Below are 16,223 nucleotides of genomic sequence, written 5' to 3'. Positions count from 1 at the left end.
CTCGAATCGAATTTCAATCCGCCGAATTGTGCAGGAAAAGCTCATTACTGCAACGAAAACCACCGAAATAGAGCAAATGACTTCATCTGAGACAGTTTTGTTCATCACGGGATCGGCGTTGCGCACCGTTCGAATGTCATGAATTGTAAGAAGCCTGCGCGATCTGATCCCCATGCGGCGCCTGGGCAAGGATCGACTCAGTGACTGGCCACCAACAAGGCCAGCGCAGTGCAAGCAGTCTCGGTTTCGGCTCGCAATCGATCCAGATCACCGTGGGCCGACCAGGCAATGGTCAGCCCGTCTACCAGTTGAATCAGCAAGCGGCTGGACGCCTTTAAAAACGCTTCGCTCAACTCAGTTCCCATGGCTCGCTGCAGCGCCTGCTCGGTGGCTTCAATGGCCACCGAGTAAATCTTGCTGGCCATTTGCGGGTCATTGCGCATTGCCCAGAAGAACAACTCGGTCTGCGCCCTGGCCGCATCCGGATGATCGATGAACCAAGTGATCAATTGCCGCAGAACTTCGGCTGCCGTCGCCGCAGCAGTGGCCCCGGCCGGTACCTGTTCCAGCGCTTGCGGTGGCAGGCTGAACAGCGATTCGTAGACCGCATAAAACAGGTCGTTCTTGGTATGGAACACGTAATGCAACGAAGCTAACGGACAGCCGGCTTGCGCCGCAATACGGCGGGTCGTGGCATTGGCTACGCCATGCTCGGCGATCACTCTGATCGTTGCCTCGACGAAATCCTGCCGGCGTAATTCAGCGCCCATTCTGGCCATGGTTCAGCAATCTCCTTTATTCCTGGCGCCCTATAACGACAAGGGCGATGTCGACGCTTGCGGATCCTACAGCAACAAATCACCAGGCGTCATGAATGGAAAGGGGACATGAAACGGCTGCACCAATAATAGTAACAACTGTTTCGTTATTTCCCGAATCGGTGCGTTTCGGCGAAACAAACGGAAACATCCTCCGGCAGTTTTATCGCGCTGTGTACCCCGCGATCGCGCAATCGATTGATAAGAAACGACTAATTCCCGCTCTGTGGATCTTGGCACCGGGCTTGCTTAGATTACTCGACTTGGTCATTTGATCAAGTCAGTTGATTAGGTTAGCGCAGGCAACGGGTTGCCACCGTAAAGACCACCCCGTTGCTGATCAAGGCCCACGAGGATCCCTCCCATGAACACAGTGATTGAGCGCCCCCATAACAATTTTTCTATTGGCGTCGTAATCCGGCATCTGGTCGCGGCCGTCGCTGCCTCGGCGTTTTTCTGTACGGCACAGGCAGCAGATAAGGATCCAGCATTACTCGGCACCAAACTGACTCCGCTGGGAGGCGAGGCGGCGGCCAGTGCCGACGGGGTGATTCCCGCGTGGACAGCACCCGGTCCTCAAGGTGGCAGTTGGACCCATGGCCAAGTGCGCGGCAAGCAATGGACGTTCAAGGATGACAAGCCGCTGTTCAGCATCGACTCGGGCAACGTCGATAAATACGCCAGCAAGCTTTCACCGGGCCAGGTAGAAATGTTCAAGAAGATTCCCGGCTACCGGATGGACGTGTACCCGACACGACGCAGCTGTGGCGTGCCGGATTTCGTCGCGCAGAACACGAAGAAGAACGTCGGTTTCGCCAAGCTCGACGGCGACGGCCTGGCGTTGCAGGAAGCCTATGTTCCAGGCATTCCGTTTCCATTTCCAGCCTCGGGTGCCGAAGTGATGTGGAACATGAAAATGCGCTATCGCGGCGTTGGCTTCGATATGTCGAAAACCGTTTCCGGAATTTCGCCACGCAAGGGCAGTGAAGACTGGCTGCGCACCTCCACCGACTGGTTCATGTACACACCATGGGGCGTGAAGGGCAGCGCGCTGTTCTCGTCATTCGATCGCCTGGAAGTCGCCACCTACTTCAGCTACACCGACCCCGCCGCGCTTGCCGGACAAGCCGGGGTGGTCACCACCAAGGCCGGCGAGCAAGCCACCACGTTCTATTACTTCCCGGGCCAGCGCCGCGTGCGGCGCATGCCGGCGTATTCCTACGACGCACCGCAAATCGGCCTGGACAATCAATACACCATCGATGAATCCAACGTGTTCTTCGGCCCCATGGACCGCTTCGACTGGAAGCTGCTGGGCAAGCAGGAAATGCTTGTGCCCTACAACTCGTTCGGGGCCTACGACAACTCGGCGAAGATCGAGGAGGTGGCCAAGCGCGACTTCATCGCTCCCGAATCGCGTCGCTATGAGCTGCACCGCGTGTGGGTGGTCGAAGCGACCGTCCGCCAAGGCATGCGCCATCAGGCACCGAAGCGTCTGTTCTACATCGACGAAGACAGCTGGAACGCGCTGATGGCGGTGGACTACGACAAGCAGGGGCAAATCTGGAAGGTCCGCGAGGGTTACACGATCCCGGTGTACGAGACCGGCACCTGCGACATGGAAGCCCAGGCGCAATACAACCTGGTTGACGGTCGCTACCTGTACGACATGACCTCCATTGGCACCGGCAAGAACGACCATCGCTGGCTGACCGACGGGGCGAGCAATCCGCGCCTGAAACGCGACTTCTACACCTCCGACAACCTGCGCGCCAACAGCGAACGCTGATAGCGGCTTTCGGGAACAGACATGAAAAAAATAATCAGTAGAACCTCAGGTCTTGTCATCGCGTGTGCAACCCCATTTGCCATGGCGTTCACCTTTGAAACCGAAAACATTCGCGGCTCTTTCGACTCCACCATCGCCGTGGGCATGGGACTGCGCACCGAATCGCGCGGCTGCAACCTTATCACTAGCGGCCCCGGCGGGCACAATCCACCCAGCGGCTGTCTGGCGCCCAGCGCAGGTGTTGGTGACCAGGGCGACTTGAACTACGACCGGGGCGACCTGTTCACCAACTACATAAAAGGCATCCATGAACTGGTGCTGAAGTTTCCCGAAGACTACACGTTCATGGCGCGCGGTAGCTGGATTCGGGACTTTGCCGCGACCGACACCAGCGGTGCGCTATCGGCTAACCGGCCTGAAGGTGTCGGTAGCGACGGCCTCACCAGTGGCGCCCGAGACGATCTGGAGTTCAAGGCGCGTCTGCTGGATCTGTGGGTGAGCAAGAGTTTCGATGTCGGTGACCAACGTGTTCGCGCTCGCCTGGGTAATCAGGTGATCAACTGGGGCGAGAGTCTGTTCGCTGCTGGCGGCATCAACAACACCAACGCTTACGATGTCATGGCATTGTCGCGTCCCGGTACCCAGCTCAAGGAAGCCTTGCTGCCGGCCCCGATGTTGAGCCTGGCGTCGGGGCTTGGTGCCGGGGTGAATATCGAGGCGTATTGGCAGTTCAATTGGAACAAAAGTGAATTGCCCCCGGTAGGGAGCTATTGGTCCACCACCCACGCGCTGGGTGAGGGCAGGGGTACCTACGGGTACGATGAAAAAGAGGCGCGCAACAGCGGCCAATGGGGCGTGTCACTGCGCTGGCAGCCTGACAACACCGATCTCAACCTGGGTCTGTACGTGATGCGTTATCACGACAAACTGCCGTCACTGAGCGTGCAGGTGGATCCGCAAACCTTCGCCGCGGCGCCGACCTGGGAATATCCGGAAGACCGCATGATGTACGGCATCAGCGCCAATATGCCGGTCGGCGACTGGGCACTGGGCACCGAGTTGTCCTATCGTCCCAAGGATGCGGTACCGCTCAACCCGGTCATCGACGCTTGCGCCGCCAACGGTGGCAAATGCTGGAAAGACGCAAAGAAACCGCAATGGCACCTGACCGGCATCTACAGCATGACGCCGTCCAACTCGCCGACCTTGCTCGAATTCACCGGTGCCAGCACCGGTACCTTGTTGAGCGAACTGGTGGTCGTGAAATACCCCGGTCTGCATAACGACTACGCCGGGGAACCCATCGCCGCCGGCCTTAATACCTGGCAACTGGACCCGGCCATCGCGCCGAGCGCCAAGGGTAACAAAACCTCCTCTGGCATCAGCCTCGATTTGAGCCTGACCTATGACAACACGCTCGTTCCTGGCTGGCAGGTCACGCCGGGAGTGTTCTACTCGCGCTCGATCAACGGACGCACCCCGAACCTGTCGGCCACCTTCACCGAAGACGCCAGCAGCATGAACCTCTACCTCAACTTCGTGCGCAATCCGGCGAGCTGGCAAATCTCGGCCAACTACGCAAAGTTCATGGGCGGCAAGACCCCTTACGATCAACTGCTGCGTGATCGCGATTACGTTGGCCTTGTGGTTTCCCGAACCCTGTGAGGCGCGCCGTGAACAGTTCCCTGAACCTTAAGCAAAGCACTTCGCGCGGCGTGTTACCGCGCATCGAACAATGGCTGTTCTCGCATCGCATGCTGACGTTGGCGAGCCTGGCGCTGTTCACCTTGGGCATGGCTTGGTTTGCCGTGCAGTTGCGCATGGAAGCCGGGTTTGAAAAGCAGTTGCCCATCGGCCATGAATACATCGAGACCTTTGAGACCTATCGCAATGACTTGCTCGGCGCGAATCGGTTGACGGTGGTGGTCAAGGCTCGCCAAGGGACGATCTGGAGCCAGGCAGGGCTCAACCGTCTGTATGACGTCACCCAGGCGCTGATCTTTCTGCCCAACGTGTCGCGCAGCAGCGTGCGTTCGTTGTGGACGCCCAACGCGTTCGTCAATGAAATCACCGAAGAGGGCTTTCGTGCCGACCCGCTGGTACCAGGGACGGTAACGCCGGAAAGTCTCGATGATACGAGCATAGCCATGATCGCCAACTCGACGGCGCAGGGTGGTTTTATCGGAACGCTGGTGGCTCGCGACCAAAGCAGCGCGATGATCACGGTCGACCTCAACGAGTTCGATACTAACGGCCAGCGCCTGGACTATTTGGCTTACAACCAGGTCCTGGAGCAGCAGATTCGCGGTCAGTTCGAGGACATGGATTTCGAGATCCAGATCATCGGCTTCGCCAAGCAGATCGGGGACATTGCCGTGGGCGCTTCGGCGGTTTTCGAGTTCTGTCTGCTGGCCTTGTTGCTGACAGCGGCTGCGGTGTTCTGGTACTGCCATTCGCTGCGTTTCACCTTGCTGGCGGTGGGTTGCTCGCTGGTTTCGCTGATCTGGCAGTTCGGCGCTTTGCGTCTGCTCGGCTATGGCCTCGATCCGTTGGCGGTGCTGGTACCGTTTCTGGTGTTTGCCATAGGGGTATCCCATGGCGTGCAGCAGATCAACTTCATCATTCGCGAGATCGCCTGCGGCAAGTCGGTGGAGGGCGCGGCGCGTGCCAGTTTCAGTGGGTTGCTGATTCCCGGCACACTGGCGTTGGTCACCGCATTCGTATCGTTCGTGACGTTGCTGTTGATCCCGATACCCATGGTGCGGGAACTGGCAATCACCGCTTCACTCGGGGTGGCGTTCAAGATCGTCACCAATCTGGTGATGCTGCCCGTGCTGGCCTCGATGCTCAGGGTGCATGACGGTTACGCCGCAGCCGAGGAAGTTTCTCGCCAGCGCCGTGTCCGTTGGTTACACGGTCTCGCCCGTTTGAGCGAATGGCACAACGTGCGCTGGGTGCTGGGTATGGCCGTGCTGATCTTTGTCACGGCGGCGTGGCAAAGCCATGATCGAGTCGTCGGTTCTTTACAGGCCGGAGCCCCGGAACTGCGCGAGGATGCGCGCTTCAATCGGGATGCGCTGTCGATCGCCAGCAATTACGACATTGGTCTGGACTGGCTCAGTGTGGTCTTCGAGGTCAAGGTCGATGGCGGTGCGAACGACTGCGAGAACGTCGCTCTCGGCCAATATCAGGACCGTTTTGTCTGGGCCATGCAAGGTGTGCCTGGTGTGGTCTCGGTGACCTCGTTTTCCAACAGCCTGCGCCAGTTCAACGAGGGCTATAACGAGGGCAACCCGAAAATGAACGCGGTGCCCATCGACCCGACCAACTACTCGTCGATGGCCGCCGAGGTGGCTCGCGTGCCCGGCATGATGCGGCCTGATTGCAGTATGACCGCGGTGCATTTGTTTCTCGCCGATCACAAGGCAACCACAATTCACCGGGTGATCACCGCGGCCAAGGCTTTCCGCAGCCAGTTCACTCAGCCCGGGGTGAGTGTACGTCTGGCGTCCGGTAACGCCGGCGTGATCGCGGCGATCAACGAAGAAGTGGAACGCAGCGAGTTGCCGATGATGCTTTACGTCTACGGCGCTATCGCGCTGCTGGTGTTTGTCGTCTACCGCGATTGGCGCGCAGTGCTGGTCTGCTGCCTGCCGCTGACTCTGGGGACCTTCATCGGCTACTGGTTCATGAAGGAGCTGCAGATCGGCCTGACCATCGCCACCTTACCGGTCATGGTGCTGGCGGTCGGCATCGGCGTGGATTACGCGTTCTACATCTATAACCGTTTGCAGCTGCATCAGGCGCTCGGGCAACCGATCACCAAAGCCGTGGAGCATGCATTGCTGGAGGTCGGCGTCGCCACGATTTTTACTGCGATCACCCTGGCGGCGGGCGTCGCCACCTGGGCGTTTTCCGATCTGAAGTTTCAGGCAGACATGGGCAAGCTGTTGGCCTTCATGTTTCTGGTCAACATGATCATGGCTATGACCGTTCTCCCAGCCTTCGCAGTATGGCTGGAGCGGACATTCCCGCGACGGCGCCCAGTGCGCCTGATCGGCTCACTGGTGCATTGAGGAGACAGCCATGCGAAACCTGATGCCTTTACTGGTTCTGATGTTGCCGGCGTTATTGCAGGCTTCGTCCTTGTCGGCTGTACCGGCTACACAAACGGCCAGCGCCAATGCCGCGAAGCTGTTGAGCGTTGCCCGGGCCGGGGAGCGAACCGTTGCCGTCGGCGATCACGGCGTGGTGCTGTTGTCGGATGATCACGGTGGGCATTTCCGTCAAGCGACATCCGTGCCGTTGGCCACCCCTCTGACGGGGGTGTCCTTCGTCGATGCCCGTCAGGGTTGGGCCGTTGGTCACTGGGGGGCGATTCTGGCCACTACTGACGGCGGCGATACCTGGCAGGTGCAGCGCCTTTCCAGTGCAGAAGATCGGCCACTGTTTGCCGTGCACTTTTTCAATCCGCAGCAAGGGGTGGCGGTGGGGCTGTGGTCGCTGGTGCTGACCACCGATGACGGCGGCAAGCACTGGACCGAGCAGCGACTCGAAGCTCCGCCGGGTTCGAAGCGGGCCGACCTAAACCTAATGGGGCTGTTTGCCGATGGGGAAGGGTGCTTGTACGCCACCGCCGAACGCGGCCAGTTATTGCGCTCAGACGATCAGGGCAAGCACTGGCGCTATGTGGATACCGGTTACAGCGGCACGCTGTGGACGGGGGCGGTGCTGGGCGACGGCTCGCTGCTGGTGGGCGGGCAACGCGGCACGTTGCTGCACGGCTCCGCCGACGGCGCACGTTGGCAGCGCGTGTCGCTGCAAAGCAAGAGCTCGGTCACCGCCATCGATGTTTCCGGGCAAACAGTCATCGCCGTAGGTCTGGACGGTTTGATCGTGCGCAGCGACGACGGTGGCCAAAGTTTCCATGAACAACCCAGCGGCGACGGGGTTTCGCTCACGGCGACACTGCTGAACGGGGATGGCTCGCCGATCGTCTTTTCCCGTAGAGGCGTCGTTTCTCGGCACTGATACCGGCGGTATGTCGGGAGTCGAACGCCATGCTCGTTTCCCGACACGTCGGCGCGATTTTTTCTCAAACGAACTGCTGATTTCCGGCCGAATTTCCATGCCTGAATGAGTTTCTATAGGTGCAAAATAATAAACATAACGAATGTTGCGTTAATTAATTTTGCTTGTTAGAGTCGATGGCAAATAACAAGACGCAGCACGCTGCAAGCGCAGCGGCTGCCACTCTCGATGGAGGTACTTTGATGATCTCGCTCAAGTCGACACTCACCCTGCCAGCCGCTGGACTCACCGGTTTCGAAACCCCGCTGACGGAAGAGGAGGCTGCGATTCAGGCCTCCGTGCACCGCTTCGCCAAAGAAGTGTTGCGACCATTGGGTCGCGAGCTGGACCGCATGACCGCCGAAGAGGTGGTTGCCCCTGGCTCGCCTTACTACTCGCTGTTTGCCGAGTTCGCCAAGCTCGGCCTCGACCCGGCGCTGTTGGCACAGTTGCCGCCGGACATGGCGGTGCGAATCGAATCGCTGATCGGTGAAGAACTCGGCTGGGGCGACGCCGGGCTGGCGATCTCTTTGGGCTGCGCCGGTTTCCCTCTGCAAATGGCCGTTGCCGCCGGCAATGCCGAACTGGTCGAACTCTGCCAGGGCCGGATCGGCTGCTGGATGGCCACCCAACCCGACCGTGGCAGCGACAACCAGATCTTCGACATGGCGCGAGACTGGCCAGCGGGCAAGCTCGGCAATATCGGCAACCTGACCGCCAAAGTGGTTGGCGATGAAGTCATCCTCAACGGCCAGAGCTCGGCGTGGGTCTCCAACGGCGTCATTGCCCAAGTGGCACTGGGCTTGATCTGCGCCGATTACGGTGACGGTTTTTACGATGAGAACGGCCGGCCGCACGGGATTGCGCTGATTATTCCGCTTGATCTGAAGGGCGTGTCCAAAGGCAAGCCGCTGGACAAAATCGGACAGCGATCCTTGCCTCAAGGCGAAATCTACTTCGACAGCGTACGAGTGCCTCGGCGCTTTGCTATCGCCGAGCGCGACAACTACTACGGCGCCGTCAGTTCTTCCTGGTCGTTCGCTGGCACCCACATGGGCCAGGTGTTTACCGGTGTCGCACGAGCCGCCTTCGAAATGGCCCTGCAGTACTGCCATGAGCGCCGCCAGGGCGGGCACCCATTGATCGACCACCAGATGACCCGTCTGCGCCTGGGTGACATGTTGCGTCGGGTCGAAACGGCCCGTGCGGTCGCCCGACGTTCGCTGAGCTTCGCGCGCCTGTCGCCGCAAACCCATCCGTACGCCACCGCCTCCGCCAAAGTCACGGTGACCGAAGAGGCGATGGCCGTTGTGCAGGAAGCTTTCCGCCTGTTCGGTGGCAATGGCACCACCCGTGAATACCCGATCGAAAAACTCTTGCGTGACACCCAGTCGTCATTGATCGAGGACGGCGAAAACCGGGTCCTGACCATGCGCCTGGGGCTGCTCGCCCAGCAGCTGTACGCCGAAGGCTGGGCTAACAACTGATTCTGAATGCACCCGACATCACTCATCCAACAATAACAAATGAGGTAAATCCCGATGGCCAAATATCCTGTCGTTGTCTATGGCGCCAGTGGTTACACCGGCATGCTGATCATGGACTGGTTGATCGACCAGCACATCCCGTTCACCGCCGTCGCTCGCAACGCCGCCCGTGCTCAGGAAATGATGGCACAACGCGTCGTCGGCCTGGAGTCGGCCACTTACGAAATCATTGAATGCGCCCACGAGGTCGACGCGCTGGTCTCGGTTTTCAAAGGTGCGCGCGTGGTGTGCAACACGGTCGGCCCGTTCATCAATTTTGGCCTGACTGCCGTAGAAGCGGCCTTGAAAGCTGGCTGCCATTATCTGGATCCAGCCGGAGAGCAGGCGCACATTCGAGCCTTGCGTGATCAGTTCGGCGAGCTGTATCGCCAGGCCGGGCTGCTGCTGTCGCCATCGCTGGCGTACATGTACACCTACGCCGAGATCGCCGCCGAATTGGCCCTGGAAACACCGGGCGTCGATTCGCTGGAAACCGCGACACTGACCCGCGGCCCACGCACCGGTGCCGCTGGGGTGACTGTCGGTTCAACGGCGACCATTTTCGAGGGCGTCCGTTACCCCGGCGCCTACCTGTGGGAGAAGGAACTGGTGCCTTATGCGCCGAACACAAGCTTCAACGTGGTTTGTCCTGATCTGCTGGAAGCTGTGTTCTGCCTGCCTTGGGGCGGCACTTCACTACCGGTATTTTACGAAGAGGATGGCCGGGTACGCAGTTGCATGTCCTGTGTCGGCTTCTACGACAACCCGGTGATGAAAATGGTCCACGGCCTGGGTGAGAAGTGGGAAGCCGAATACAAGCACCTGCCCAAAGAACAGCAGGACGCGGTGATCCAGAGCCTCGTGCAATCGACCACCCCGAGCATGCCACCGCGTGAACGCAGCACTCTGCAACGCACCGTTGACTTCGCAATCGGTCGTGGTCAACTGACGGCCGTGCGTGCCACCGTGCATGGCATCACGCCTTACATCGCCACCGGGGCCTTGCACGCCGCAGCCGTGGTCAAACTGTTGAATAACGACACCGCCAGAACCGGTTTCGCCTCGGCCTCGAAAGCCTTCGGTCATCGCTATCTGCTGGGCTTCCTCGAGCAGCGTGGCCTGGCCCGCGCAACCGTTACTCAACTGTGAAGTGAATAACATGGCGATTATTGATTTCTTCGACCGTGGCTGGCGGATCAATCCGCACGGCGCGGCGTACATCCAGGACGATCGGGTGTTCACCTTCACCGAAGTCCGCAACCTGTCTAGCCGGATCGCCAACGCGCTGTTAGCCGCCGACCTGCCCGGCGGCACCAAGGGCGCAGTCTGGTCGGCCAACGATGCGGTGGCCTGGACCTGCACCCTGGGGCTCTGGCGCGCCAACCTGTGCTGGATTCCCATCGGCGCACGCAACAGCGCCGAAGAGAACCGTCACGTGCTCGATGCCTTCGACTGCGAGGTGCTGTTTTTTCAACGAGAGTTCGCGCCGATCGTCGACGCGTTGCGTTCGAGCCTGCCGAAAATCCGGTTGTGGATCTGCATCGACGAGCACTTGCCCGGGGCGCCGTCGCTCAAGTCCTGGATCGCGGATCAGCCGGCCACGGCACCGAAGGTCGAGTATCAACTCGATGATGTCGTGGCGCTCTCGCCAACCGGCGGCACCACGGGGCTGCCGAAAGGGGTGATGAACACTCATCGCAGCATCCAAACGTTCTGCGCGCACTTTATGATCAATTTCCCATATGCCGATGAGCATCCGCCGGTCAACCTGGCGGCGGCGCCGATGACGCATACCGCCGGCACGCTGTCCCTGCCGTGCACCTCGCGCGGAGGCACCGTGGTGATCATTACTAAGCCGGATCCTGCACTGATGCTGGCAATGATTCCGAAATACAAGGTCACCGAGACCTTTCTACCGCCGACGGTTATCTATCGACTGCTGGATGTTCCGGATCTGGCGCAGAAGGTCGATTTCAGCTCGTTGAAGTATTTCCTGTACGGCGCGGCACCGATGTCGGTGGACAAGCTCAAGCAAGCCATCGAGACCTTTGGCCCGGTAATGGCCGGCGGTTACGGTCAGACGGAAGCGCCGGCCTCGATTTCCAACCTGCCGCCCGCCGAACATTTGCACGGTGGACGTCTTGCAACGGACGAGCGTTTGTCATCGGTAGGCCGTCCTAATCCGCTGGTTCGGGTGGAAATTCTCAGCGACGCCGGAGACATTCTCGGCCAGGGCCAAACCGGAGAAATCTGTGTGCGCGGCGATCTGGTGATGAAGGGCTACTACAAGGATCCGCAGAAAACCGCAGAAACCATCGTCGATGGCTGGCTGCACACCGGCGACATCGGCCATTTCGATGTGCACGGCTACCTGCACATTACCGACCGCAAGAAAGACATGATCATCTCCGGCGGATTTAACGTTTATCCCAGTGAAGTCGAGCAAGTGCTGTGGAGTCATCCGGCGGTGCAGGACTGCGCCGTCATCGGTGTGCCAGATGAGCAATGGGGCGAGGGCGTGAAGGCCGTGGTCGAGTTGAGCGCCGGGCATACCGTCACTGCTGAGGAGTTGATCGAGCTGTGCAAGACCCGGCTCGGTTCGGTCAAGTCGCCGAAAACCGTGGATTTCATTGATGCATTGCCACGCAGCCCGGTCGGCAAAGTACTGAAAAAAGATCTGCGTGCCCATTACTGGCAAAACGTTGAGCGGCGTATCTGAGGGAAATGATCTGATGGAACCTATTTACATCGCCGGCATTGCCATGACCGAGTTCGGTCGCCACTTGGACCGAAGCCTTCAGGATCTGGCGCTGGAGGCCTTGCAAGGCGCACTCGCCGATTCCGGTGCCCTGCGCGCGGATATCGGTGCGGTGTTCTACGCCGGGATCACCAACGGTCATCTGCAAGGGCAACTGTCGATTCCCGGGCAGGTGCTGTGCAGCAAGATCGGCCTCGAAGGGGTGCCGGTGTACAACGTCGAAAACGCCTGCGCCTCGGGCAGTACCGCGGTTCATCTGGCAGTGCAGAGCTTGCGCTCGGGGGCTACCGACGTAGCCCTGGCGTTGGGCGCGGAGAAAATGAACGTGCCGGACAAGGCGCGGGCGCTGGCCCTGTTCGAAACCGGCTGGGACGTTTCCACCGCCGAGGAAAACTACGCGACGCTGGTGAAAATGGGCGAGGGCATCGTGGTGCCGCCGGGCTCGGAATCCGATCGTCCATACAGCAAGTTCATGGCCATCTATGCCGCCATGTGTCGCTGGCACATGAAGACCTACGGCACCACTCAGCGACAGATTGCAGCGGTGTGCGCCAAGAATCATCAACACTCGGTGCACAACCCGTATTCGCAATTTCGCAAGACCTTCACCATTGAAGAAGTGCTCGCCGCGCCGCCGATCACTTATCCGATCACGCTGCCGATGTGTGCGCCGTTATCCGACGGCGCGGCCGCCGCGATTCTCTGTACCGAGGCGGGATTGAAACGCATTGGTGCCGACCCGAAACGTTGTGTGCGGATCGCCGCCAGCGTGATCCGCAGCTTCACCCTGCGTGGGCTCGACGAGCCGCACAAGCACGTCAGCCTGTTGGCAGCGCGTGAAGCCTACGAAATCGCCGGCCTTGGCCCGCAGGACATGCACGTGGCCGAAGTGCACGACGCCTCGGCCATGGGCGAAATCATCCAGGCGGAAAACCTCGGGCTTGCGCCGCTGGGGGAGGGTGGGGTGTGTGCCGAACGCGGCGATTTCACCCTGGGTGGTCGCCTGCCGATCAATCCCTCTGGCGGCCTGGAATCCAAGGGCCATCCGCTGGGTGCGACAGGGATCGGTCAGTTGTACGAGCTGACCACCCAGTTGCGCGGGGAGGCCGGTGCACGCCAGGTACCCGGTGCGCGGCATGCCATCCAGGAAAACGGTGGCGGTCTGCAAGGTGTAGAGGAAGCAGCCGTCGCTATTCACATCCTGAGTCGATAGGAGCACATCACATGTCCATGACCTACCAATCACGAGAGCTGGAAAGCCACTTCGCCGGCGGGCATTTCCGTCGGCTGGGTGGCTGGGTCGAAACTCCGGCTGATCTGCAACCCGAGCTTGAGGGCGATGTCAGCGCGGACGTCATCGTGATCGGTGGCGGTTTCGCCGGGCTGTCCACCGCCCTGGAACTGACGGCGTTGGGGGCCAAGGTTGTGGTGCTGGAGCAGGCGTTTGCCGGTTTCGGCGCCAGCGGGCGGAATGCCGGCTATCTGGGCGGCAGCGTCGGCATTGAGTTCGAGTTATTCTTGAAACGTGTTGGCAAGGAAAAAGCGCAAAAAATCGTCAAATTCTATGACGAAGCTGTCGCCTACGTCGAAGGTCGCTTACGCGAATTGGAGATCGACTGCGACTACAACGCATCGGGCATCATCAGGGCGGGCATCCATCCGTCGCAGGAGAAAAGGCTGCGCAAAAGCATGGCCGTGGGCCACGAATTGGGTTCGCAAACCGAGTTTCTGGATCAGGCACAAATGCGCGCGCGGGGCATTCCACCGGCCTTTCTGTTTGGCTGCCTGCAACGCCACGGCGGTACGCTGGACCCTGGCAAATATGTGATGGGCCTGCGCCGCGCTGCACTTCAGGCGGGAGTGAGGCTGTATGAAAACACCAAGCTTGAGTCGTACTCCGACGGGTCGACGATCACCTGCCGGACGCCACGCGGGCAGGCGAGCGCGCCGATAGTGGTGCTGGCCACCAATGCCTATACGCCGCAACTCGGTCTTCTGCGCGACAAAGTCGTTCCATTTCGAGTGTCGGCGGTCGAAACCGAGCCATTGACACCACAGCAGTTGGCATCGCTGGGCTGGGCAGGGCGGGAAGGGTTGACCACGCCGCACCTGGTGATGGAAAGCCATCGCCTGACCGCACGCAATACGCTGCTGATGACCACTAAACGGCTGGGTTATGCCTACGGCTCGAAAACCCCGAACATTCCCGATGAGGTGACCTACCGCGCGTTGCAAGACAACCTTGGCGTGCGTTTCCCGACGTTACGCGGTGTCGGCATTCAAGCGTGCTGGAGTGGTTACGTCAGCATGGCCTACGACGCGTTGCCGGTGGTGGGCGAAACCGGGTCGCACCACAACATTCTCTATACCGCGGGTTGCTCCGGACACGGCGTCGCATCGCAGTCGCTGATCGGTCACCTGCTGGCGGAAAGAATCGGCGGTATCGAGCATCCGCTGCTCGCCGCGTTGCGGCATAAAACCCCGAAAACCCTGCCCGAACCGCTGCAGTGGTGCGCCGTGAATGTGGCGCTGGGAGGGGCACATCTGCTGGACGAATACACCAACCGCAAAGTTGCGCGCCCTCATGCCTGACGGCTGAGGCTTATAGAACCAACACGCTGAGTTTGCATGATGACGCTGACCTTGAAGTCCTGGGGCCGGTAGGCGTTCGCCTGCAGAAAGACAAACGAATGTTTGCGTTTTCGTCACCCCTTTTTTACTGCCGCACCCACGCTCGGCCACGGGCGTTCAATTCAACAATAACGTGATGTGAGGCAACGAACATGAGCACTGACGCCCCTCCTGATTTGAAGCGCAGGCAACTACTCAAACTGGCCGGTGCCACTGCCGCCGTGGGATCGATCGGTTTGAACATTGGCCTGGCCACTGCCGCCGATGCGCTGCTCAAAGACAACCCGGACGATGTGTTTGATGTGGTGATCATCGGTGCCGGCCTGGCTGGTTTGACCGCCGCTCGTGATCTGCATCTGGCGGGTTGCGAGTCGCTGCTGGTGCTTGAAGCGCGTGATCGTGTCGGTGGCCGCACGCTCAATCATGACTTGGGTTCTGGCTATATCTCCGAGGCCGGAGGCCAGTGGATCGGCCCCGGACAAACCGCCGTAGCGGACCTGGCCCGTGAGCTTGAGGTCGGCACCTTTCCCAGTTTCTATGAGGGGGAAACCGTGATCCTCGGTGGCGATGGACGTGTCGCCGTCGATTTGAAAGGCACCTTCGGTACCGACGAAAGCGTCTCGGCAAAACTCAGCGAGCTGTCGCGTGATGTGCCGTGCGGCGCGCCATGGAAATCCCCCCGACTGGCCGAACTGGACAAGCTCTCGGCAGGCGACTGGCTGGCTCAGCAAAACATCAAACCGGAAGACCGCGCAGGGTGGAATGCCAGCTTTCTCCTGACCTGCGGCGTCACACCAGCGAAGATGGGCTTTCTGCATTTTCTGTCGATGATCAATTCGGCCGGCAGCGAATACATGCGGCTCGACTCGATCAAGGACAGCGCGCAAGGGACGCGGGTCGTCGGCGGTTCACAGGTTCTCAGCAGCAAAATGGCGCAATTGCTGGGTGACAAGGTTCGCTTGTCGTGCCCGGTGCGCAAAATTGCTGACTGGAACGGCGACATCGTCAGACTGCAAACGGATCAGGGCGAGATCCGCGCCCGGCGCGTGATCATGGCGATTCATCCAGCACTGTGCCAACGCCTGCAGTACGATCCACCGCTGCCCGAAACCCGCGCCGCCCTGCAGCGAGCCTGGCCGGCGCACTCGCCGGCACGCAAGACCACAATGGTCTACCCGCGGCCTTTCTGGCGCGACAAAGGCTTGAACGGCCATATCATTCAGGTCGGTGGGCCGGTCATCTGGGCATACGACAACTCGCCGCCAAACGGCGAAATCGGTGTGATCAATGCGTTCATTTTGAATGCCGCAGCCCCCACCGACCTAGAGGCCGCGAAGCGTATGCAGACCGAAATCTATGCACGTGCCCTGGGGGACGCAGCGCTCGAGCCGGTTTCCTATCACGATCATGACTGGGCGCATGCCGACCCGTGGACCATTACGTGCGTGTCGCCGATTCCCCCCGGTTTCTGGTCGACACATGGCGAGGCACTGCGTCCGCCCTGCGGCAATCTGTTCTGGTCGGGCACCGAAACCGCTGACATCTGGGCAGGTTACATGGACGGTGCCGTGCGCGCCGGACGCCACAGCGCCTTACAGGTGCTCAACGCATTACGTAGGGTGTAGGAGGCG

11 protein-coding genes are annotated in these 16,223 nt (G+C 60.2%); 10 read left to right on the top strand and 1 reads right to left on the bottom strand.

Annotated elements, in window-relative coordinates; all coding sequences use genetic code 11:
• Positions 1 to 197: 197 nt before the first annotated feature.
• Positions 198 to 779 (bottom strand): TetR/AcrR family transcriptional regulator, encoded by a 582-nt coding sequence (locus JFT58_RS23120; RefSeq protein WP_169918920.1) that lies wholly within the window; start codon positions 777 to 779, stop codon positions 198 to 200.
• 403 nt (positions 780 to 1,182) lie between these two features.
• Between JFT58_RS23120 and JFT58_RS23115 the strand changes: the two genes are divergently transcribed.
• The 10 genes from JFT58_RS23115 to JFT58_RS23070 all read left to right on the top strand — a co-directional run bounded on the left by JFT58_RS23115 (position 1,183) and on the right by JFT58_RS23070 (position 16,217).
• Positions 1,183 to 2,607 (top strand): DUF1329 domain-containing protein, encoded by a 1,425-nt coding sequence (locus JFT58_RS23115; protein WP_054896431.1) that lies wholly within the window; start codon positions 1,183 to 1,185, stop codon positions 2,605 to 2,607.
• 21 nt (positions 2,608 to 2,628) lie between these two features.
• Positions 2,629 to 4,272 carry a DUF1302 domain-containing protein gene (locus tag JFT58_RS23110; RefSeq protein WP_332875135.1) on the top strand — a complete coding sequence of 548 codons (1,644 nt, stop codon included), beginning with the start codon at positions 2,629 to 2,631 and terminating at the stop codon, positions 4,270 to 4,272.
• 89 nt (positions 4,273 to 4,361) lie between these two features.
• Positions 4,362 to 6,683, top strand: a complete 2,322-nt coding sequence (locus JFT58_RS23105) for an efflux RND transporter permease subunit (RefSeq protein ID WP_233095440.1) — start codon at positions 4,362 to 4,364, stop codon at positions 6,681 to 6,683.
• Between the two features lie 10 nt (positions 6,684 to 6,693).
• Positions 6,694 to 7,638 carry a WD40/YVTN/BNR-like repeat-containing protein gene (locus tag JFT58_RS23100; protein ID WP_054896434.1) on the top strand — a complete coding sequence of 315 codons (945 nt, stop codon included), beginning with the start codon at positions 6,694 to 6,696 and terminating at the stop codon, positions 7,636 to 7,638.
• 242 nt (positions 7,639 to 7,880) lie between these two features.
• The gene (locus JFT58_RS23095; protein ID WP_054896435.1) at positions 7,881 to 9,164 is read left to right on the top strand and encodes an acyl-CoA dehydrogenase family protein; all 1,284 of its coding nucleotides are present in this window, start codon (positions 7,881 to 7,883) and stop codon (positions 9,162 to 9,164) included.
• Positions 9,165 to 9,218: 54 nt separating this feature from the next.
• Positions 9,219 to 10,352 carry a saccharopine dehydrogenase family protein gene (locus tag JFT58_RS23090; protein ID WP_054896436.1) on the top strand — a complete coding sequence of 378 codons (1,134 nt, stop codon included), beginning with the start codon at positions 9,219 to 9,221 and terminating at the stop codon, positions 10,350 to 10,352.
• A 10-nt stretch (positions 10,353 to 10,362) separates the two neighbouring features.
• Complete coding sequence (locus tag JFT58_RS23085; RefSeq protein WP_054896437.1) at positions 10,363 to 11,922, top strand: AMP-binding protein; 1,560 nt, start codon at positions 10,363 to 10,365, stop codon at positions 11,920 to 11,922.
• A gap of 13 nt (positions 11,923 to 11,935) precedes the next feature.
• Complete coding sequence (locus JFT58_RS23080; RefSeq protein WP_054896438.1) at positions 11,936 to 13,174, top strand: thiolase family protein; 1,239 nt, start codon at positions 11,936 to 11,938, stop codon at positions 13,172 to 13,174.
• Positions 13,175 to 13,185: 11 nt separating this feature from the next.
• The gene (locus JFT58_RS23075; RefSeq protein ID WP_054896439.1) at positions 13,186 to 14,553 is read left to right on the top strand and encodes an NAD(P)/FAD-dependent oxidoreductase; all 1,368 of its coding nucleotides are present in this window, start codon (positions 13,186 to 13,188) and stop codon (positions 14,551 to 14,553) included.
• A 191-nt stretch (positions 14,554 to 14,744) separates the two neighbouring features.
• Complete coding sequence (locus JFT58_RS23070; RefSeq protein WP_054896440.1) at positions 14,745 to 16,217, top strand: flavin monoamine oxidase family protein; 1,473 nt, start codon at positions 14,745 to 14,747, stop codon at positions 16,215 to 16,217.
• The last annotated feature ends 6 nt before the right edge of the window (positions 16,218 to 16,223 follow it).

Origin of the sequence: Pseudomonas sp. MF6767, assembly GCF_016405475.1 — a bacterium.
Classification (GTDB): domain Bacteria; phylum Pseudomonadota; class Gammaproteobacteria; order Pseudomonadales; family Pseudomonadaceae; genus Aquipseudomonas; species Aquipseudomonas paracarnis.
This window is presented reverse-complemented; position numbering and strand designations above follow the sequence as displayed.

Coding starts and splice junctions, on each gene's coding strand:
- JFT58_RS23120 (WP_169918920.1), bottom strand. CDS start 779: ATGGCCAGAATGGGCGCTGAATTACGCCGGCAGGATTTCGTCGAGGCA.
- JFT58_RS23115 (WP_054896431.1), top strand. CDS start 1,183: ATGAACACAGTGATTGAGCGCCCCCATAACAATTTTTCTATTGGCGTC.
- JFT58_RS23110 (WP_332875135.1), top strand. CDS start 2,629: ATGAAAAAAATAATCAGTAGAACCTCAGGTCTTGTCATCGCGTGTGCA.
- JFT58_RS23105 (WP_233095440.1), top strand. CDS start 4,362: ATGCTGACGTTGGCGAGCCTGGCGCTGTTCACCTTGGGCATGGCTTGG.
- JFT58_RS23100 (WP_054896434.1), top strand. CDS start 6,694: ATGCGAAACCTGATGCCTTTACTGGTTCTGATGTTGCCGGCGTTATTG.
- JFT58_RS23095 (WP_054896435.1), top strand. CDS start 7,881: ATGATCTCGCTCAAGTCGACACTCACCCTGCCAGCCGCTGGACTCACC.
- JFT58_RS23090 (WP_054896436.1), top strand. CDS start 9,219: ATGGCCAAATATCCTGTCGTTGTCTATGGCGCCAGTGGTTACACCGGC.
- JFT58_RS23085 (WP_054896437.1), top strand. CDS start 10,363: ATGGCGATTATTGATTTCTTCGACCGTGGCTGGCGGATCAATCCGCAC.
- JFT58_RS23080 (WP_054896438.1), top strand. CDS start 11,936: ATGGAACCTATTTACATCGCCGGCATTGCCATGACCGAGTTCGGTCGC.
- JFT58_RS23075 (WP_054896439.1), top strand. CDS start 13,186: ATGTCCATGACCTACCAATCACGAGAGCTGGAAAGCCACTTCGCCGGC.
- JFT58_RS23070 (WP_054896440.1), top strand. CDS start 14,745: ATGAGCACTGACGCCCCTCCTGATTTGAAGCGCAGGCAACTACTCAAA.